Genomic DNA, 19,373 nt, shown 5'->3' on the forward strand with positions numbered 1-19,373 from the left:
ATACCAAATGATAAAGCAACAAACTCTTATTATGGCTCTTGTGGATATGATCGCTCATGAAACGAAAATAACGCTTTTTGTGTTAAATCTACCTTTTTTGAAAACTCTTCGTTTTCAAACTTTCCGCTGAGACCACCGAAGCAGAGCTTCGGGGTATTAGTTGAATAAATTTTGAGTGAATATTTAGTTGCTTAACTTTATATTTGCCCAGAAAGCTATTTAAAGACAGATTTTCAAAGAAAATAAATTATACATAATAATGGAGAGCATCAGTAATTTTAAACAAGTGGATACCAGTTCGTTGGTAGATCGTGTAGAAGATAAGCTTGTTCAACTTTTGCAGGAGCGTAAGCTTAAGGTTGGAGACAGCATCCCTACCGAGCTCGAGCTTTGTGCCGCCCTGGGTGTAAGCAGAACGGTTGTTCGCGAAGCCATGTTGAGATTACGGATGATGGGATTAATCGAATCGAAAAAGAAAAAAGGTGCGGTAATTACCAGCCCTGATTTATTTGGCATCCTTTCTAAAAGTATGAATCCACATATTTTAGATCAGGGAACGCTGAAAGAAATATTCGAAATCAGGTTGGTGCTCGAAATTGGAATGGCTGATTTTCTTTTTCAGCGCATTACAGATGAAGACCTGAAAGAACTGAGAACCATAGTAAATAATGAGCCCGAAGCTTCACAAGATCATTTGTTTAATATCGATCATGAGATTGCCTTTCATGGAAAGCTTTATGATATCACTGGAAACGAAACCTTGAGAAAGTTTCAGAGCATGCTATTACCGATATTTGATTTTGTACACAATAGTGGCTTACTAAAAAAGCAAGGACAACTCCATAAGTTTGTATCGCACAAAGGTTTAGTCGATATTTTAGAAAACGGATCGCCAGAACTTTTCCGTAATGCAATGAGAAATCACCTCGAAAATCATTTTAACCGTTTATTTGCGGAGGAATAGTTCATTGGTTCACTAGTTATTAGTTGGGTTAATCGGTTAACTGTTTAATTGGTTAATTGACATAAGCCCTCTTCGAAAAAAAATACTTTAAAACCTTAATGACCTTAAGTTCTTAATGTTTTTGAGATTTATTTACCATTCATTTTCTCAACGATAGCCGGATTTGATCCATATTTCTTGGCTGAATAAAAGAATCTTAAAACAAAAAAGGCTTCTTTGCCATAAAGAAAGCCTTTGCCAGAAGAATATCCGCTTAACTTAAGATAATCTGGTAATTTACGTTTACTCTTTTCGGATAATTGCTTTCCTCATTGTTTAAGGAAACAAATGCCGCATTGCCATGAACTTCATTTTTCAACGCATGTTCATAATGCGATTGAATAGCTTCTTGATAATCGTGCTGAAGGTTTTTCGTTGTTTCGGCTAAAAGATTTCTATCATTCAGGTTTTCTGGCAATAATGTAATGTCGCAGTTTCCGTCACTGATTTCTTTGACTAAGTATTTCATTTTTGGTTTTAAATCTTCGTTTCCTGTTTTATAAATAAGATTTCGAGAACGGTCAAAAATATGGTAAGTCTTTAGCTTGTATGTAATCTAAAAGTTAATTTTTTACTTAAAATGATGTATTAATTTTAATGCAAACTACATTACTATCGCTACATCATTTTAATTTCATTGCGATTGGCATATTTACGAGTCTGCGCATTATTTTTCTCGGTTGGATTGCAGGCCCATTAAAAACTGACTGCTGTTTACAGCTTGCTGCCTAAATTATATAAGGTTTTGCGTTAAAATAATTGCTTAAGAAAACGCTCTGAAATTTAATCGCATTGGCCCAATAATCCCAGTTGTGTACACCAGGTCTGGCAGTAAAATCGTGAGGAATGTTGTTATACAGGAGCTCATCATGCAAACGTACATTCATTTTATAGAAAAAGTCTTCAGTGCCACAGTCAATAGCAATAGCAAGTGATCCTGGCTTAATGCGGTAAATCATATCAATCACACTGTTCTGTTTCCAACGTTCTGGAAATTCATCCTGTGTTCCCAATCTTTTCGAGATATTCCACCCATTTGGAAAAGGTTTAATGTCTACACCACCACTCATACTACCTACGGCACCATACACATCCTGATGTTTAATGGCCAGGTATAGTGCGCCATGGCCGCCCATACTCAAACCGGTAATGGCCCTACCCTTTTTTTCGGCTATGGTTTTATAATGTTCATCAATATAACTTACCAACTCTTTAGCTACGTAGGTTTCATATTTCCATTCAGGATCTACCGGACCATCGAACACCCAGCCGATCATCTGAATACAGGCCATGCCACCTAGACCCGATTGAAGTGAACACGAAGCCGCAGGCAAAGTAAAACGGAAAGCGGGAGGAAACCTTAATAGTTGTACCGAATTGCTCTCCTATTAACTTTTATATGGTTTTTTTTCTGAAAATGAGCGTTTAGTAATAATCGGAAACAGCAGCCCCGTTATTCGCTGTAGCCCCAATGAAGAATCGGGGGCTGCCGCTACTACCGGGTTTATTAACAAGGGCTTGTGCAGGTAAGCACCCAGCCAAAAATAGTACCACCTAACGAGCCACCTAGTCCCGATTGGAGTGAACATCCCGATAATTCATCGGGATAAAACGGAAAGCGGGAACAAACCTTAATAGTTGCACCAAATTGCGCTCCTAATTATGATGCTTTGGGAATGATTGAAGATACCCTTCGACTCCGTTACCAGTGACGTTATTTTGCAATTACTTACTAATAAGATATTTGCAACACTATACATTTCCACCCAGCTAGGCCACAGCACTATATCCCCGTTCTACTTAAATCGGCCTAACAAATTTTTGGGAATCCACAGGCCAAGCCTATGCAAAAACTTCAATACAAAAATTTTCAGCCGACACTTTTGTTTCTTTTGGTTCCAAAAGAAAAAGGCCTGTCCGGCTAGGACAAATAGAACACCCCGTCCTGCGGACACCCCTCTAAAAGAGGGGAATTATATACCAGCTGATATTTCAACGTCATTTATATTGATCTTTATGAAATAAATTACCCCTCAGGGTGACAGCCAAAAAGGATGCCGCTTCAATCGAGTTTAGGCCGAGTGGTTGTTTTTAATCACGCCGAATTATTTCTTCACTACAAAAGATTGTTTCCCGGTTAATAAATCGTAGAACAAAATAAAATCACTTACTAAACTATAACCCGGATACTGAAAAGTAGCAGGTTTGTTTTTTTCGAAGAAAAAGTGACCAACCCACGCAAAACCATATCCCAGAACGGGTATGGCCAGAAAGAAATGCCAGTTGTGAAACAAAAATCCTGTGAAAAAAGCAAGGCAAACCAATCCTGTACCAATAAAATGTAAAATACGCGATGTGGTATTGGTATGTTCTGACAAGTAAAAAGGGTAGAACTCTTTTAGCGACTTAAACTTTTTTTCTGACATACACTAATTTACAAAATTCCGTTTGCTTTTAAAAAAGATTCCAGTTGAGCAGGTTTTTCGGTCATTAATAAGGTATTTAAACCTACTTTTTTTGCGCCTTCAATGTGTTGTGGGCTATCATCAATAAATAAAGTTTCAGCAGGATCTAAATTATTGTCTTTTAATACCTGTTCGAAGATATTGGTGTTGGGTTTACGCAGTTTCATGTGCTGAGAAAAATAGGCTTTCTCAAAATAAGCATCGTAATTATTGATTTCGAAAGTGGTTTTCAGGTAGTTGATAATCCAGTCGTAATGGATTTCGTTATTGTTGCTCAGTAAAAATGTACGGTATTTTTCTTTTACCTGAAGCAGTAAATCGTGGTTTTCCTGAATGGTACCGATCAATAAGCTGTTCCAGGCATCATCAATCTGTTTATCGGTTAAGTCTGGTTTGCCCGCTGCCTTTCTAATCCCTGCCCTAAATTCGGCAGGAGAGATTGCTCCAGTTTCAAAGTCATCAAATAATTGATTGTGTGCTTTATGAGCAAAGAAATTTTCAATGTCGGTAATGCCCAACTTTTGAAAAGATGCTTGCGCAATTCTGAAATCGATATCAAATATTACGTTTCCGTAATCGAAAATAATGTTTTTAATTTTTTGCATGGAATCCTTTAGCATTTGCTGCAAAGATATTACTGCTGATTTAATGGAGGGTATTAAACGGTATTTTTTTTTCAATAAAAAACCCGAAACCTATTGTAAGTAAGTTTCGGGCATAATATTTCGTAGGATCGTCATTCCCAAATGATTGGGAATCTTAATACAGATCAATTTGCATTAAGATAGCTTCGCTGAGCACTGCGTGGTTCCAATCCAATGTCTCATTAAGCTAAGGAGAAAACAAAAAATATTGTCATCCTGTCCAAAGGACTCCTACGGAGAGCCTGTCGAAGGACAAATGTTTTTTTTTGTTTTCGTCTATAAAAAGGTCTTCGACAAGCTCAGACTGACAACGGGCATGGTACTTAACTTAATAACACTAGATTCCCGCCTTCGCGGCAATGACGCAACATCAAAATGATTTTATTTATAAACCTATTTAGGTTCTACCGTGATCGATTGAATAATTGGTCTATTCTTTTTGTCGCCGCTTTTTAGTTCTTTGAACACAAAATAAATAGAATGGAATTTTCCATCTGAAAGCATGCTGATCGGGATACTTTTCCTAAAAGTAGATTTTCCAATCATAATACCTTTACTGTCATCCAACCTAATTTCGATTTCTCCATCGGCACCTTGATCAAGGTTTAAGAATGAAAAACCAAAGCCCGAAATGCCGGTTAAGTCGACATTTTTAATGGCTAACCAGCCATTATCTTTAGTCAAAACAAGTTTTTCTCCACCAAAAATATCTTTTCGTTGAAAACCTGCAAAATCTTTAATGTCGTCGGCATCAATGATACTGCTTTTAAGATTGATGAGATTAGTGGTGGTTAAAGGTTTTAAACCTGCTGCACCTGCATCGGTATACGTTGCTTTTAAGGTTAGTACCGATTTCTTTTTATCAGTAGTTGCTGGTGGAATAATTTTTCCAGCGGTTGGAAGTGATGCTTTAACGGCTTCTTTGTTGCCCAAAGTCATAATCCACTCTGTAATTTTTTTCACTTCAGCTTCTTTCATTGCGGTATGTGCAGGCATTGGTACTTCTCCCCATACGCCATGGCTACCGCCAATCACTTTTGATGCCAGGTAATCAACCGCTTTGCTGTCATTTTTATATTTAGCCGCAACTTTGTTAAACGCAGGGCCAATAGAAACAGCAGCCTCTTTGTGGCAAGTACTACAATCAGATTTTAACATAATCGTTTTACCCACAAGGGTTTGTGCTGCTTGTTGGTGACCCAGTTGTGCTCCTGCTAAATCTGTTCCTTCTGTATAGGTATTTGAAATGTATATGCGATTATTATTCACTTTAGCACCTTTATCGCTTACTAAAACTTTATAATCAACTGGTTTATTCGGAAAATAAAAACTTTTGTTTCCAGCTAGGTCAATAGCTACAGTTGGATGCTCGTTCCCTGCAAAAACCGGTACAACCTGGCTTTTTGCAGAAGCTTTACTTTTATCAATTACAGTAACACTTACCGGATATTCGCCCGCTTTAGTAAAGGTATATTGTAAACTTGGCGTGGTAGTAGTTTTAGTAATTCCTTTTCCCAGGTTCCAAATGTAAGTTAAAGCATCTCCGTCTGGATCTTTAGCCTTAACAGTTGCGGTTAATTTGTAAGGAAGTAATCCACTTGTTTTAGCAATATTTAAACTTTCAACTGATGGAGGTCGGTTACCTTTTAAATAATCAATCCTCGTAATTGCTGCGTCAGGGTTTTTTGTAAACCAACCTTTACCATACTCAAGGATGTATAATTTCCCATCAGGCCCCAATTCCATATCAATAGGTGCAGCTAAAGGAACATTAGACATAAAAGGTTCCATACTTAGGTAATCACCCTGTGCATTCATCGTAACGGCTTTAACCCATCCACGTACCCATTCGTAAATAATCAGTTTTCCGTTATAGTAAGCGGGGTAGGGTGAGTTTGCAGTTGCATAATAAACTGGTCCGGCCATTGCGGTACGCCCGCCTGAGCCTACCTGGGGAAATTCTTTCGATTCGCCATACGGATACCAGATATAGGCAGGTTGCGCAGGTGGCAGTTGTTCTAAACCTGTATTGTTTGGCGAATTGTTAATTGGCTTTTCAGGATCAAATGCATTCCCGTTTGTTCCATTGGTATAATCGTAAGCTTTATACGCATAGTTATTACCTACAAATAAGGGCCAGCCAAAATTACCTGCTTTACGGGCCTGATTTACTTCGTCATAACCCCTCGGGCCTCTTAAAGCATCGTCATTACTGGCATCGGGGCCAACTTCTCCCCAATATAAAAAGTTGTTTTTTTGATCTACCGAAATACGGTAAGGGTTTCTATTTCCCATTACATAAATTTCTGGTCTGGCTTTTGGGTTGTTTTTAGAAAAAAGGTTACCATCAGGGATACTGTAAGTTCCATCTTCATTTACTTTGATCCTTAAAATTTTACCCCTTAAATCATTGGTATTTCCGGCCGATCTTCTGGCATCGTATTGTTCTAAACCTTTTCTGTTGTCGAGCGGGGCATAGCCTTTATTTACATATTGTTGTTTGGGTACATCAAAAGGAGTAGAGTTGTCACCTGTTGAAACGTAAAGTAAATTATCAGATCCAAAAGCAATAGATCCTCCGGTATGGCAGCAGATTTCGCGCTGAGAATAAAATTCTAAAATGATCTTTTCTGATTCTTTTACGATCTGATCATTAATTAGCTTAAATCTGGATAATCGATTTACAGATTTATCAAACGGACTGTAGAAAAGGTAGATATATTTGTTAACTGCAAATTTTGGATCTGCAGCCATACCCAATAAGCCTTCTTCTGCATTCACATCAGGGACGGTGGCTTTAAAATAAACATCGAGTTTACCAGCTTCTTTGATTTTTTTGGTCTGGTTTTTATAAATCAACACTTCGCCTCTGCGCTGTGCTACCAAAATATCCAGGTTAGGGAGGATGGTCATTTCGGTAGGTTCTGTAAATTCTCCCTGTGCAAGGGTCACTTTTACAAAACGGTCTTGATCCGGTGTGTCTATTTTATATTTGGGGAAAAATTCGAAAGCCCTGCTTTCGTAAATGTTTTTGTTTAGTGTTGTTGCCGATATTAATACAAATGCAATGGCAGATAACAGTAGCGTAAAAGTTGTTTTCATTTATTTGGTTCAGGTATTTTGAATAAATATAGGATATAGTTTTATAGCCTGAAGTATTGTATCAAAAATTATGCGAATAATGTCAAAATAGAATTAGTTATTTATAGGGCGGTTGAATTATATATTGAATAGATCCAAAATGAAATTATAAAACGTTTTCGTCAAAATTCATACATCAACAAATTTATTAAGGTTATCTATTTTTTCTTTAAGAATCTCTACTGTTTAATAGGTATTGTATTGGTAATGTTAGTTTTATATAGGTATACACGCTAACAATAATGCGATGACTGGAGTAATAACAGCTTACAATAAAGAAAGAGGTTTCGGTTTAATCTCTCAATATTTGGTTTTAGAAAGCATCTATTTTGATATAGTAGATTGCAAAGCTAAAGGTTTGTATGTTGGAAGTACAGTCGAATTTGATACTGCTATTACGAAAAGAGGAGTAGTTGCTAAAAACATAATGGGTGTAGCTAAACTTAAGGTGAGGCCCAAAATTTTAATATAAAGATTTCGATTTTAAAATTCTGCTTAATCTCTTCTAAGAGTGTCCCGTTTAGGCTATTTAAAATCAGTTATGATAAAATAATTGATTTCATACGCATGGCAACGGGAACCATAGTCGCATTTCATAAGGATAAGCCTATCTGTTTTTTAGAAGATGATCAGCTTAAAAAGCGGGTCCTTGTTCTTAGGCTCGAAGGACTTAAATTTGGCGATCGGGTCAGTTATCAGCTTATCTCATCATCAACCGGACTCATCGGAATCAGTATAAAAAAGATATAAAAATTAAAAATCGTACAACTTTAAGTTGTTTTTTGAATTATTTTGTGTCAGCCTATTGTCATTCTGATTTTAATCTGTAACTTACAGAATGGGCGATAAAGTAAATTTGATTCTTGGAATAGTTTTCCTTTTAGGTGGTTTTAGTGTTTTCTTTGTGATTTTTAGCGGAAAAAAGGGTTAGTTCAATTTTCAAATACTTTTTTCAAGAGAAATTTTTCTCTTCGAATGGTTTATTTTGATGATGCGGCAAAATTCGGTATCCGGATAAAAAAAGAATTCATTTTCTGGTATTCACAATAGCCTCATAATATTTAGGGTTGTTTGGAATGTGCAATAATAAATGTAAGATAAGCGCTTATTTAATAGGAGCAGCTTTATAAATTTTCTTCCATTAAAGGCTTGTATTACCTTATATTATGCCAATCGTGATATCGATGCGGGTAAAAAGCGCTGGTTTTCGTTGGCTTTTTGATTCAAATTCGCTTTGTTAATACTTAGTGTAACGCAATAAAATAGCGAAGTTGCTGATTCAGTCTGCGACTTTTTTTTGTTTATATGTGCTTTGTTTGTCTGAATATTAAAATCATCATTAATTGTCGTTTGATCTATAGATTTGATATGGAAATCTATTTAATTGCTAAAACTTTTTGAGTTTTTGTATTAAATCTAAATTAAATGCAAGGAACAGTAAAGTTTTACAATGAATCTAAAGGTTTTGGCTTCATTATAACAGAAGATGGCGAAGAAGTTTTTGTTCATGTTACAGGCTTAGTTGATAAAATAAGCCAGAATGATCGGGTAGAGTTCGAAATAGCACAAGGGAAAAAAGGTCCCAATGCGGTTGATGTAAAACTGATTTAATGGTGCAATGAGATTAGGTACCGTAAAGTTTTATAACCCTAAAGAAGGTGTTGGCAGTATTACTCCATCAAATGGTGGGCGCGAAGTGAGTGTTTTTGCCCGCGGTGTAACCGATCCGATAAAGCCCAATAATATTGTTCAGTTTGAAATCGAATTTACACAAAGTGGTATCGAGGCCATTAAGGTGATGGTGCTATCTGCATAGGTAAGCCTTACAGCAGGTTCTTTTTATATTATATTTACCGGTCTATTTATTATTTGGCACAGTTTTTTGGGTTAGCAATATATTAGTTAACGCAAAAGGTCGAAATGGTAACAAAAGAAATGGGGACAATAGATTATTATAATGAAACTGAAGGCTTTGGGAAAATCAGGAACGATATTGGAGAAGAAGTTCTGTTTTATCAAAGCGGCCCAATAAATGGATTTAATCTAAAAAAGGGTTTAAAGGTTTCTTTCGAATTGCATCAAACATTATCAATTGCAATAAATGTGCTAATTATTGAGCCGAAGGATTAATGATTGTTTAATGCTTTGATTCTTATAGCCTGTATTACAGATAGAATTTAATCATTATAATAGATTATTTTAGCAACTTGTAACCAAATCTGATAACTTTGGTCTTACTGTTGTTTATCCTTAAGTTTATGATACAGTTAGAGCCAATTACCGGTTTTTTTAAAAGAGAACGTGCGTTGCAGGCAATATACCCTATGCGTATGTTGATTGTACGTGAGGGGAAAGGCTTTTTGTGCATGAATTCTGGTGATTACCCCTTATTAAACGGCAGGATATTTTTTATTCCGGAAGAGGGCCTGGTTAGGCTCGAAGGAGAAATTACCTCAGGTTATTGGCTCAGTTTTAGCAGTTTATTATATGCCGAATTTTTACTTCAGCACTTAGATCCTCAGGCTAAGAATCTCTTCTTAAATTTGTCTTTCCGGGATCTCTATTCGCACAAATCAACTAAAACTTATAGTTTGCTCGATCAGCTAAAAAAAGAAATCAATATTAAAAAAGATATGTCCTTTTTAGCGCAATACTTATCATTATTTCTGGGTTTTACGGCTGGTTTAGACGGCTATCTCGCTGCTTTAACCTTAGATGATTTACAGCAGGTATTACGGTTTAGGGCCATTTTGGAGCAATTTTATAAGCAAGAAAGGTCCATTCAGTTTTATGCGGAAGGCATGGGGATGAGCACTGGCAAATTGAATAAATTTTTAGACCGTGTACTAGGGAAAAGTTTAACAGTGCTCCTCAAAGATCGGATTATGCGCGAAGCGGAAGAATTGTTGCTTCATAGCGATTATACGGTTGATGAAATAGCCGAACTATTGGGTTTTGAACAAACCACTAATTTTAGCACGAGCTTTAGACGGCATAAAGGCATATCGGTACTTCAATTTAGCCGCCTAACTTGAAAAATTGGTGCGTCTGCCAAAGAAATGTTCGTCAGTTCGATTTCATCTCTTCTAGAGAACAGGTTTTCCAGACCTCACTACATTAATTGCTTTCACGCCTAACGCGTAAAGTTTTGCTTACTGCATTTATTTTATCAGCCGCACCAATTTTGCGTCGGCTAAATTATAAAATCTTAGCTTAAAGAAAAAAAATATTCCTAATAATGTTACGAAGTTGTATTTTAGTATATACAAGTAAGCGTCTGCGCTAATCTAGAGCATCGCATGCACACAATTATTATTCTCTTTATTGCACGTAACAATCCGAAAAATGAAATACTATTTTGGCCCATTAACCCCGGTTGAAGCATTACTCCAATGTCATTAAGTTAAGAGATAAATCATAAAAAAGATGTCACCCTGAGTGTAGTTGAAGGGCATTTATTTGCGATTTATCGATCTCAAGAAGTCTTCGACTACGCTCAGACTGACAAACACAGTGCTTAACTTCATGACATTGAGCATTACCCTGCAGAAACAAGGTATCCCGAAAGTTCGGGAAAACGGGAAGAAACTAAATGTTTTGTACAGACGTTGTGCTCCTGATGTAAATCAGTTTCTCTTTGACCACAAAGTATATATTTTAACCATGTAAGACATTTAAGAACATATTAGCTTCAATGAACTTACATATCTTATGTGGTTCAGAATATTAAATGAAATAATCTGTGAAGACATCGACCATGGCCTAAGAGATAATTCTGTTATCTTGCAGATTTGCTTCGCAGCGCCTTCGGAGTCTAAGTTGCACTTAGGGTAACATATTATTCTTCAAAAAGATAGCCACTATAAGCCAATCCTTTAGCTACACTTTTAAAGTTATCGCCAGAGTTCAATGGAATGTGTGGAAATTTGGTTTTAAACAAGTTTTGCACTGCCGAAACCATCGATGTTCCTCCGGTTAAAAACAAACAGTCAATTTCCTCCGGGTTGATTTTGTATGTTTCCATAAATTGATCCAGATAAGCATCAATTTTGTTGACGTCTTTTTCGATAATAGAATTGTATTGTTCGAGCGAAATATTTTCATCAATCTCGATCTCCATATTGCTATAGGCAAAAGTAGAAACAGGCTGGTCAGAAAGTTCAATCTTTGCTTTTTCAATCGATCTGAACAAGGAATAACCGAGGTTATTTTCGATCAAGGTGATCAGGTTTTTAAATTTCGGATCGTTCCCAGAGTAATAATAATATTCCTCAATCTCTTTCTGGATTTTTAAACCGTTAAAAAAGTTCATTTTATCCCATGTACAAATATTGGCAAAAAGCGATTTTGGTACGTTTAAAACTTTGCCAGGTGTAGCCTCATACATGGTGTTCTTCCCAAAATACGGTGTGCCTTTATCCCACATAAAAGCAGAATCGAGACTGTCGCCACCAATGTAGATACCACCAGAGGCAATCATGTCGTTTTTACGGTCTTTGCTGCCAACTTTATCCGGATAGAGGATCAGGTAGGTAAAATCTGTTGTACCCCCACCTAAATCGGCCACTAAAACGCGTTCTTTCTTCTTAATTGTTTTTTCGTAGGCAAAGGCCGCCCCGATAGGTTCGAACTGAAAACGCACATCAGTAAAACCCGCGCTTTCAGCAGCTTTTTTTAACCTGGTTTGTGCCAGGGTATCTTTCATGGTATTATCGTCATCAAAGAAAACCGGACGGCCGATAATGGCTTTTTGGCAGTCGTAGCCCGTAATCAGATCGGCTTTTTCTTTCAGGTCTTTAAGAATGAGTGTAACCAGATCGGAAGCTGTATATCGTTTATTGTGAATACGGGTTTCAGTAAAAGTAGTTCTCGAAAGGATCTGTTTAATGGATTTGATAAAGCGGCCTTTCATACCATCGCTCAGGTAAGCATCGATTGCTTTTTCGCCAACAATGTGACTTTCACCATCAATAACACTTTTTACTTCTGTAAAATAGATTAATGAGGGGATAGAAATGGTATCTACAATTTCTTTCTTTTCTTCATCATAAATAGAAAGTGCCGAATTGGTTGTTCCAAAATCGATTCCGTATAAAAACTTACTCATGGCTTGATATGCTGGTGTGTTTGGCGACTAAAATGGGGTTGCGAAAGTATAAAAAAAAGCGTTAAGAACTAAAATTTTTAAAATAACTCACTTGTACCCAAATGGGCATTTACAATGCGGGTAATTTGCTGGCCAAGTTCTTTTGCATTGCCAATGCCTACGCTTTTAAGTGCTGCCAGTTGATCGGTAGTTCTGGGCATTTTTTCTGCAATGGAAAGTAGTGCTAAGTCTGAAAGTACCGCATAATCTTGAGTGCCCCGTTGCAGCGCGATTGTTTTGCGCCATTCGACCAGATTTTTATAAACCTGTGGATTGGAAATCTCTTTTGGCTTGATGCTCGATTTAACCGGTTTTTTCTCCGGTTGTTTATTGCCTGCTGCGCGCAACGTATGGATATAATCTTTGATAGAAAATGGATTCCATGAAATTTTAAATAAAGCCAGCTTGATCTGGAGTGCATCTTTACAATCGTTTAATAGCGTAAGGAGTTTGTCGGAGCGGGTATCATTATAAAAGTTGATGGCCACAATTCTTGCCATTAAGGTAATGAGCTGTTCCAGTTTTGGAATGAAATATTCAGATGCCTTCTGCAAACGTTCCATAAAAGCACTTTCATTTGCCGGATTTTCATCGGTGCTTATTTTCGAAAATTCTTTTGCGATAAAATTCCTGGCCACTTTAAAGATTTCGTGCTGAAGGATCTGGCTGCCTTGTTCGTAAATTGATAAAAAGGTGTTTTTCTCGTCTTTGTCGATCAGTTTGGAACGCCCGAGTTTTTCCCAATCTTTGGCTACCAGTGAGAAATCCAGCAATTCATGGATCAATCCCCAGGCATATCGCTGACTATAACGTGCCAGCAGCTCTGGTGTAGGTTTATCCTGGTGAGCGCCTTTTGTGAAACTGATTACCTTGGCATCGGTAATGATATTTTCGGCAACCACAGGTGATTTTAGGATAAGCCCTTCTAAACTTCTGCAACGGCTCAGTGCTACGTAGGCCTGTCCGTGGGTAAATGCGGTGCTTACATCAACTATCGCCTGATCGAAGGTTAATCCCTGGCTTTTATGTACGGTGATGGCCCATGCCAGTTTAAACGGGTATTGGGAGAATGATCCGGTGCTGGTTTCGTCGATTTTATTTTCTTCGGCACTCAGGCTATATTTAACATTTTGCCAGATTTCTTTTTCTACTTCGATTTCCCTGCCACCATTGGTAAAGGTTACTTTTATCGAATCCTGACTAATAGCGGTTATTTTTGCCGCTTTTCCATTGTAAAACTGCTTTTTGCCTGAAGAATCATTTTTGATAAAGATAACCTGCGCACCCAGTTTTAACTGGAGTTTTTCATCGGTAGGGTAGGCATCCTTCGGAAAATCGCCATTGACCTCCGCATTAAATTCGAAAATTTCTCCTGGTAATTTTTCTAAACAGCCCTGGTTAATTTCGTTAACCAACTGGTTGTGTGTGGTTAAAGTAATGTAATCATCTTTCCATTCCTGATTTAAAGATGGATCGTAACGCTCATTCAGTTTCACTAGTAAGCCCGCATCAAGACTGTTTTCGCGCATGCCGTTCAAAATATCCAGAAATATGGGGTCTGATTGACGATAAACTTTATCTAAGGTAAACGTAAGCATCGGCGTAGACCTGAAAATCAGGCTATCGAAAAAGTAAGGGCTGGAATAGTAACTGCCCAGGATATGCCAGGCATCATGAAAAATAGGAGAGAGCTGGTAAAGATCGCCGATCATTAATACCTGAACGCCACCAAAGGGACGGTTAGAGCCTTTAACACGTTTTAAGGTACGGTCGATAAAATCAATTAGATCGACCCTAACCATACTAATCTCATCAATAATCAATAAATCAAGGCAGCGTAATAACCTTGTTTTTTCGTCTGAATATTTAAAATTCGTTTCAGCATTTTCATCAACAACAGGAACCAAAGGGCCAAAGGGAATCTGAAAAAAGGAGTGAAGTGTTACACCACCTGCATTTATGGCGGCCACAGCAGTGGGGGCAACAATGGCAAAATTCTTTTTGGTGGTGTCTCTAATCTTACGAAGGAGTGTAGTTTTGCCCGTTCCAGCTTTACCGGTTAAAAAAACAGGCTGGTTGGTAGTGGCTAAAAAATCTAAAAGAAGTTGGTTGTCCGGATCGGGCGTATTCATATCAATTACAAAATTAACCTATTCGAAATGGATTTGAGGATAGATTAATGGGCGTTTTATCCACAATTTTTAATTAGAAAAGACAGTCCGTAAAATGAAAAGTAAAATTAAGCACTTGAAAATGAGTTTATATTCTTTCTTTTTATGAAAAAATGCAGAAAACATTTTCGAAAATTCAATTCAAATTTGTAACATTGCACTCGCAAAAAAGGATAACCTTTTTTCCGGGCCTATAGCTCAGCTGGTTAGAGTAGAAGACTCATAATCTTTTGGTCCCTGGTTCGAGCCCAGGTGGGCCCACTGCTTTAAACCCCTTTAAGGATAACTTGAAGGGGTTTTTTGTTGCTCAAAAAACATGCTCAGGCCGTTTAAGGGCTGTTTTCTGTAATAGTAGCAACTGCTACTGTTTCAAATCTAACCAATTCTAGTTAGCTTCCAAAACTTCGTTATTAACTGTTTTACTTTTTTGATTTGGCGCATTTTGGCGTTCGCCAAGTTACATCATTCCATCATCAGCAAAGCTGTAGTAGCTATTTTCGCTCAAAATGATGTGATCCCAATAAGTGCGTTATTGTCATTTTTAAGTTTTAAAGAGTCCGTATAAAATTCGAAAAAATTATTTTGTGCGATTGAAAGACCGCAGAAAAACATCAATGCAATTGTCAAGTATATTTTCCTCATAATGCTATTATTTGTTTGTTTCGGGTGTCGGTAACCTTTCCGCTAACGGTTGGCAGCTTGGCGAAGTGGCGGAAATCGAAGCACAAATGTTCAGTTTTGTACAAAAGTTCAATCGAAGAACTGCCATTGAATTTAGCACTAAACCCGCCATATCGCCAAACCGCTGTTATCGGTTCGTGCTATTACCCATATAAGAGTTAGACTTTGTTCTTACATTAGCCGATACAGATTTTTTCTTACGAGTTTTTAGAAAATCGCTAAATTCTTTATCTTCTTTTTCTGTCAAAGGTTTGTTTACGAATACAAAGTCTTTGTCGTCCATTTTTTTGAAATTTAAGTTAAATAGAATTACTACTGTTGATTTTTGCACTTCAGCCCGCCTGACGCAAAACCCGTGTTAGCGGCAGTATTGGTCTGCCTAATGTCGTGTCCAAAAGTAATATATTCCACTTCCAATAAGTCCGCCAACAATTATTAGAGTTAAGGCAAAAATCAGGTAACTCAACAAGGTCAGTAAAAAGGATTTTTGTTTAGAAAGTTTATTAAAAAATTGAGAATAACCCCAAACCATAAGTATAAAGTCTATAAGAGTTATAAATTCCGTAACTGTTTTAATCGTTGGTGTTCCACTAAAAGCATAGATAATAGGAAATGTTGTAATACGAAGAATTAATCTTTGTCCTGCTAAAAAAGCGTTTAAAACCAAGTGTTCTACAAAATTATATCCTTGTTTTTTGAAAACAAGAAAAGTCCCCAAAGCATAAAATGGAAGTGTCAAAAGCGAAGCCCAAGCATAATGGGTACTCATCCATTCATTTATTTTTTCAACATTTATTTTATCGTCACCCGAACCTGTAACCTGAACTAAATCCGTAAACCCAATATGAAAAGTATGATATAAAAGTCCGTATACTGTCGCTAATAAAATAACCAATGAAATCGGTTTAAAATGCCGTACTCGCTTTCCGTCAATAAATTCTCTGATTGCAATTCCTGGTCTTGTGAAAAGTTGTTTTGCAGTATAAAAAAATCCATTGTCAAAATGAAAAAGTCCGTGTTGGATGTCGTGCCACAAAAAATGAAAATTTATTTTGTGGGTATCGGCAGTTTGTCCACAATTGTTACAAAAATGTCCTTTAAAATGTTGGTTACAGTTTTTGCAGGTTATTGTCATATTTTGTTTCACTAAGGTTAGGTCGTTATATAGCAGCTAACGGTTTGCGGCTGTATTCATTCAATTTTATTTAACATTTCCATTAGCTCCTTTTCGTTTAAACCGCCTGTATGCTTTGTAATAAGTTTACCTTTACTGTTATATATAAATGTTGTAGGTCGTGCGCTTACTTCTTCAAATCCTTTAGTGGCTCTTAAATAATTAAAAGAATATGAGTTTTTGTCTTTAAATCTTTGTATCACTTTTGTTGTTTCGTCTGAAATCATTAAAAATGTTACTTTGTTTCCCAATCGTTTCTTAACGATTTCAAATTCAGGAAATTCTTGCCTGCAAGGTGCACACCAAGTTGCCCAATAATTAATAACGATTGGTTTTCCTAACATTTCTGAAAGATTGACTTGTTTTCCGCTTAAATCTTCAACTTTCATTTTACTCAATGATACGTCTGGTTGAATTATAAAGCTTCTAATAACAAGAAATAGTGTAATGATTGTTAGAAAAACCCCTGTTAAAAAACCTGTCCAAAATGATTTTTTATTCATAATTTTTTTATTTAGTTGTTATGTGTCCGAAAATTAAAAAAAGAATAACTGATATTACAAAAACAGTTAAAATTCCTGCGATAAGCCCTACGGCAAAACTTTTTGTTTTATTCATGATTTTTTTATTAGTTAAATAGATTATTTTCAACTCTTTATATCTAAAATATTTCAGCACGGTCGGTCACAATATAGCCGCTAACGTTTGTATTCACGTATTTCGTAAATCCTCCTTAAAAGTACTTTCGTAAATTCTTTTTAATTTTGTTAACTTATTTTTCTTATATTTAGGTAGTTACATCCTTTTTAGGTGTTTTTTGTAGCTGACTTTACGAATGTTTTTCTAAATGTAAAAAATAAAACGATAAATGAGGTATTCTGAAATTTTTAAGCAAAAGATGGAAATTGCCAGATATAGTTTATCAAACATAAAATCATACCTAAAGAATATTTATTTGAAGGACAGAATGCTCAAACGTATTCAGCCAGAAGCGTGCAACAGATAATTAAAAAGTCGGCATTAAAGGCAAAAATACTTAAGCCGGTAAGTCCCCATATTTTACGGCATAGTTTTGCTACATATCTTTTAGAAAACGGAACAGATATTCGGTATATTCAAGATTTATTGGGACATAGCCATTTGAAAACTACTCAAATTTATACCTATGTAACCGATTTGGCGAAAAGAAAGGTAATAAGTCCCTTAGATTTTGAATAGTTGGTTTAAATTTAGGTACAAAAAAAAGCATCCTTTGATCAGAAGGATGCTTTAAATTTTTTAGAAAACTAAAAACTATTTTGCCAAAGCAGCTAAAACAGCATTGTTTTTAGCTAATTGATCGTTTTTAGGTTGTGCAGAGCGGCTACTCAAAGAATGAAGTACATCAGTGAAGATTCACATCCTAAAATCAGGTAAACCACCACCATGCTTACAAAGGACACTGGAATATGCCTGATTTTATTTAACTATCATCCTTCTGGTGTTAGTTTAAATCTCTCTAGCTTGAAAAAATTCTTGAACCCCTCAAAACTTCTCTTGGAATAATGGTTCAACTTTTACCCACTATCCTTACTTTGAATCTCCCTTAAATTAATCAAAAGCCTCAAATCATCCATAAAACGGTTCAAGTTTTCCCTCTTGTCGCCCACTGCTTTAAACCCCTTTTAAGGATAACTTGAAGGTTTTTTTTGCTACCTGAACTTTCTTGAAAGTACGTTTTTTAACATTTGTTTGATTTTTTATAAAACCTGGGATTCAATTAATTATTTTAGTTGTAAAAATATGCTGATTTCTAATCTTTTTAAAAAATATCCCCTTTAGAAGGACAGACTGTCAGAGGATGTGTAGTCCTATGCATTTGTTTTAGCAACAAAAAATTAAAAATAAAAATCATGAGAGCAATTAACCCCTGGATCAACTTCAACGGCAATGCCGAAGAAGCCTTCACTTTTTACAAGTCAGTTTTTGGCGGCGAGTTTACAAAAATCACCCGTTTTAAAGATTTATCAGGCCCCGATTTTCAGGTAGCCGAAAATGAGGCAAATAAAATAATGTATATCGGCTTGCCACTTGGCAAAAACAATGTTTTAATCGCCAACGATGTTCCCGGATTTTTAGGACCGGTAAGCGAAAATGAAAACCGGTCTAAAATATACGTAAATGCCGAGACTGTTGAAGAGGCAGATAAAATATTTAACGGATTGTCTGCAGGCGGAGAAGTAGAAGGGCCAATTGGTGATACTCCATGGGGTACCTATGCCGGAATGTTCAGGGACAAATATGGTATTGAATGGATTGTAGAGTTCGACCCAGGTTATAACGGTTAAGATTAACTGGTCTTTTCGCCGGCTCATTGCGTATGGCTGATTGGTTTCATCAACAACTTTACCCGTTATTGTTTTAACACTTTGAGTATGGGTATTCATGAAAAGAAAAGTAGGATGGCAACAAAATAAGGCTATATTGTTAAAAGCATAAAAAAATATATTCTTCCAGCCTTTTCAGTTCAAAAAAAAAGAGGAAGACTTTTCAGTCTCCCTCCTTTTTTATCTGATCTATACTTTTTTATTTGATCTGTATTTGGTTTATTTATAAAGGTAATTCATTGCAATTACATCATTTGCATTAAATGTACGGTTGCCCCCGTTAGAGCAAGCCAGCATAAATGATTCTGCATCTGCTTTTGATGGTGTGCCTGGGATTTGTATTGCACCAACCCCTGCTGTTCCTTCGTTAGAACGTCTTCCTCCACAGCTATATGCTCTGTTCATATAGTCTGTATGACGGAATCCTATACAATGCCCAACTTCATGTTGCAAAACTGAGGCTAAATACAATAAATTAGGATTGGTTCCGTAGGCATTAACATTCGTATTCATTTTAACCTGATTAAATGGTTCGCCGCTTGAAGTAGGAAAACCAGATGAGCCTAAAGTGATGTAGCCACC

At 36.5% G+C, this 19,373-nt stretch carries 19 protein-coding genes and 1 tRNA gene; 9 read left to right on the top strand and 11 right to left on the bottom strand.

What is annotated here, in order from left to right; translation table 11 throughout:
- Positions 1 to 259: 259 nt before the first annotated feature.
- Positions 260 to 964: a FadR/GntR family transcriptional regulator gene (locus AW17_RS20280; protein WP_029279489.1), complete on the top strand. Its 705-nt coding sequence runs from the start codon at positions 260 to 262 to the stop codon at positions 962 to 964.
- Between the two features lie 253 nt (positions 965 to 1,217).
- Here AW17_RS20280 and AW17_RS20285 read toward each other — a convergent pair whose 3' ends face one another.
- The 5 genes from AW17_RS20285 to AW17_RS20305 form a co-directional block, all read right to left on the bottom strand.
- Entirely contained in the window at positions 1,218 to 1,472 is a 255-nt protein-coding gene (locus tag AW17_RS20285; protein WP_029279491.1) for a hypothetical protein, read from the bottom strand.
- 259 nt (positions 1,473 to 1,731) lie between these two features.
- Positions 1,732 to 2,295: an alpha/beta hydrolase gene (locus tag AW17_RS20290; RefSeq protein WP_051691995.1), complete on the bottom strand. Its 564-nt coding sequence runs from the start codon at positions 2,293 to 2,295 to the stop codon at positions 1,732 to 1,734.
- A gap of 813 nt (positions 2,296 to 3,108) precedes the next feature.
- Positions 3,109 to 3,429 (bottom strand): Mpo1-like protein, encoded by a 321-nt coding sequence (locus AW17_RS20295; RefSeq protein ID WP_029279495.1) that lies wholly within the window; start codon positions 3,427 to 3,429, stop codon positions 3,109 to 3,111.
- An 8-nt stretch (positions 3,430 to 3,437) separates the two neighbouring features.
- Positions 3,438 to 4,073, bottom strand: coding sequence for an HAD family hydrolase (locus tag AW17_RS20300; protein WP_051691996.1), 636 nt, complete (start codon positions 4,071 to 4,073; stop codon positions 3,438 to 3,440).
- A 432-nt stretch (positions 4,074 to 4,505) separates the two neighbouring features.
- Entirely contained in the window at positions 4,506 to 7,214 is a 2,709-nt protein-coding gene (locus tag AW17_RS20305; RefSeq protein ID WP_051691997.1) for a PQQ-dependent sugar dehydrogenase, read from the bottom strand.
- 286 nt (positions 7,215 to 7,500) lie between these two features.
- On the opposite strand from AW17_RS20305, the gene AW17_RS20310 reads away from it, so the two are divergent.
- The 5 genes from AW17_RS20310 (at position 7,501) to AW17_RS20335 (ending at position 10,288) form a co-directional block, all read left to right on the top strand.
- On the top strand, positions 7,501 to 7,725 hold the full coding sequence (locus tag AW17_RS20310) for a cold shock domain-containing protein (RefSeq protein ID WP_029279501.1): 225 nt from the start codon (positions 7,501 to 7,503) through the stop codon (positions 7,723 to 7,725).
- 953 nt (positions 7,726 to 8,678) lie between these two features.
- Positions 8,679 to 8,864, top strand: coding sequence for a cold-shock protein (locus AW17_RS20320; RefSeq protein WP_029279505.1), 186 nt, complete (start codon positions 8,679 to 8,681; stop codon positions 8,862 to 8,864).
- Positions 8,865 to 8,871: 7 nt separating this feature from the next.
- Positions 8,872 to 9,069, top strand: a complete 198-nt coding sequence (locus AW17_RS20325) for a cold-shock protein (protein ID WP_029279507.1) — start codon at positions 8,872 to 8,874, stop codon at positions 9,067 to 9,069.
- Between the two features lie 104 nt (positions 9,070 to 9,173).
- On the top strand, positions 9,174 to 9,383 hold the full coding sequence (locus AW17_RS20330) for a S1 domain-containing protein (RefSeq protein WP_029279509.1): 210 nt from the start codon (positions 9,174 to 9,176) through the stop codon (positions 9,381 to 9,383).
- Between the two features lie 128 nt (positions 9,384 to 9,511).
- Positions 9,512 to 10,288, top strand: a complete 777-nt coding sequence (locus AW17_RS20335) for an AraC family transcriptional regulator (RefSeq protein WP_029279511.1) — start codon at positions 9,512 to 9,514, stop codon at positions 10,286 to 10,288.
- An 803-nt stretch (positions 10,289 to 11,091) separates the two neighbouring features.
- Here the strand turns inward: AW17_RS20335 and AW17_RS20340 are convergent.
- The gene (locus tag AW17_RS20340) at positions 11,092 to 12,360 is read right to left on the bottom strand and encodes an Hsp70 family protein (protein ID WP_029279513.1); all 1,269 of its coding nucleotides are present in this window, start codon (positions 12,358 to 12,360) and stop codon (positions 11,092 to 11,094) included.
- A 77-nt stretch (positions 12,361 to 12,437) separates the two neighbouring features.
- Positions 12,438 to 14,531 (bottom strand): HRDC domain-containing protein, encoded by a 2,094-nt coding sequence (locus tag AW17_RS20345; RefSeq protein ID WP_051691998.1) that lies wholly within the window; start codon positions 14,529 to 14,531, stop codon positions 12,438 to 12,440.
- Positions 14,532 to 14,757: 226 nt separating this feature from the next.
- Here AW17_RS20345 and AW17_RS20350 point away from each other — a divergent pair.
- Positions 14,758 to 14,831 (top strand) — tRNA-Ile (locus AW17_RS20350).
- A gap of 547 nt (positions 14,832 to 15,378) precedes the next feature.
- Here the strand turns inward: AW17_RS20350 and AW17_RS20355 are convergent.
- The 3 genes from AW17_RS20355 to AW17_RS20365 all read right to left on the bottom strand — a co-directional run bounded on the left by AW17_RS20355 (position 15,379) and on the right by AW17_RS20365 (position 16,928).
- Positions 15,379 to 15,534 carry a hypothetical protein gene (locus AW17_RS20355; protein WP_157280376.1) on the bottom strand — a complete coding sequence of 52 codons (156 nt, stop codon included), beginning with the start codon at positions 15,532 to 15,534 and terminating at the stop codon, positions 15,379 to 15,381.
- Positions 15,535 to 15,630: 96 nt separating this feature from the next.
- A complete protein-coding gene (locus AW17_RS20360) occupies positions 15,631 to 16,398 on the bottom strand; it encodes a DUF3667 domain-containing protein (RefSeq protein ID WP_157280377.1) in 768 nt (255 codons plus the stop codon).
- A 44-nt stretch (positions 16,399 to 16,442) separates the two neighbouring features.
- Positions 16,443 to 16,928 (bottom strand): TlpA family protein disulfide reductase, encoded by a 486-nt coding sequence (locus tag AW17_RS20365; protein WP_029279521.1) that lies wholly within the window; start codon positions 16,926 to 16,928, stop codon positions 16,443 to 16,445.
- A gap of 433 nt (positions 16,929 to 17,361) precedes the next feature.
- Here AW17_RS20365 and AW17_RS20370 point away from each other — a divergent pair, with 433 nt between their 5' ends.
- Together AW17_RS20370 and AW17_RS20375 are read left to right on the top strand one after the other, a co-directional pair.
- Positions 17,362 to 17,643, top strand: a complete 282-nt coding sequence (locus AW17_RS20370) for a tyrosine-type recombinase/integrase (protein WP_280740055.1) — start codon at positions 17,362 to 17,364, stop codon at positions 17,641 to 17,643.
- A gap of 674 nt (positions 17,644 to 18,317) precedes the next feature.
- Positions 18,318 to 18,752: a VOC family protein gene (locus tag AW17_RS20375; RefSeq protein ID WP_029279525.1), complete on the top strand. Its 435-nt coding sequence runs from the start codon at positions 18,318 to 18,320 to the stop codon at positions 18,750 to 18,752.
- Positions 18,753 to 19,010: 258 nt separating this feature from the next.
- Here the strand turns inward: AW17_RS20375 and AW17_RS20380 are convergent.
- Positions 19,011 to 19,373 (bottom strand): M57 family metalloprotease (locus AW17_RS20380; RefSeq protein WP_029279527.1); only part of this gene is annotated, 363 nt, incomplete at its 5' end.

The sequence above is a fragment of the Pedobacter borealis DSM 19626 genome (genome assembly GCF_000708285.2).
GTDB lineage: Bacteria > Bacteroidota > Bacteroidia > Sphingobacteriales > Sphingobacteriaceae > Pedobacter > Pedobacter borealis.

Excerpts from the sequence above, each read along its gene's own strand:
- AW17_RS20340 (WP_029279513.1), bottom strand. The coding sequence starts at position 12,360 with ATGAGTAAGTTTTTATACGGAATCGATTTTGGAACAACCAATTCGGCA.
- AW17_RS20280 (WP_029279489.1), top strand. The coding sequence starts at position 260 with ATGGAGAGCATCAGTAATTTTAAACAAGTGGATACCAGTTCGTTGGTA.
- AW17_RS20290 (WP_051691995.1), bottom strand. The coding sequence starts at position 2,295 with ATGGCCTGTATTCAGATGATCGGCTGGGTGTTCGATGGTCCGGTAGAT.
- AW17_RS20355 (WP_157280376.1), bottom strand. The coding sequence starts at position 15,534 with ATGGACGACAAAGACTTTGTATTCGTAAACAAACCTTTGACAGAAAAA.
- AW17_RS20375 (WP_029279525.1), top strand. The coding sequence starts at position 18,318 with ATGAGAGCAATTAACCCCTGGATCAACTTCAACGGCAATGCCGAAGAA.
- AW17_RS20335 (WP_029279511.1), top strand. The coding sequence starts at position 9,512 with ATGATACAGTTAGAGCCAATTACCGGTTTTTTTAAAAGAGAACGTGCG.
- AW17_RS20310 (WP_029279501.1), top strand. The coding sequence starts at position 7,501 with ATGACTGGAGTAATAACAGCTTACAATAAAGAAAGAGGTTTCGGTTTA.
- AW17_RS20320 (WP_029279505.1), top strand. The coding sequence starts at position 8,679 with ATGCAAGGAACAGTAAAGTTTTACAATGAATCTAAAGGTTTTGGCTTC.
- AW17_RS20295 (WP_029279495.1), bottom strand. The coding sequence starts at position 3,429 with ATGTCAGAAAAAAAGTTTAAGTCGCTAAAAGAGTTCTACCCTTTTTAC.
- AW17_RS20300 (WP_051691996.1), bottom strand. The coding sequence starts at position 4,073 with ATGCAAAAAATTAAAAACATTATTTTCGATTACGGAAACGTAATATTT.
- AW17_RS20330 (WP_029279509.1), top strand. The coding sequence starts at position 9,174 with ATGGTAACAAAAGAAATGGGGACAATAGATTATTATAATGAAACTGAA.
- AW17_RS20305 (WP_051691997.1), bottom strand. The coding sequence starts at position 7,214 with ATGAAAACAACTTTTACGCTACTGTTATCTGCCATTGCATTTGTATTA.
- AW17_RS20345 (WP_051691998.1), bottom strand. The coding sequence starts at position 14,531 with ATGAATACGCCCGATCCGGACAACCAACTTCTTTTAGATTTTTTAGCC.
- AW17_RS20365 (WP_029279521.1), bottom strand. The coding sequence starts at position 16,928 with ATGAATAAAAAATCATTTTGGACAGGTTTTTTAACAGGGGTTTTTCTA.
- AW17_RS20325 (WP_029279507.1), top strand. The coding sequence starts at position 8,872 with ATGAGATTAGGTACCGTAAAGTTTTATAACCCTAAAGAAGGTGTTGGC.
- AW17_RS20285 (WP_029279491.1), bottom strand. The coding sequence starts at position 1,472 with ATGAAATACTTAGTCAAAGAAATCAGTGACGGAAACTGCGACATTACA.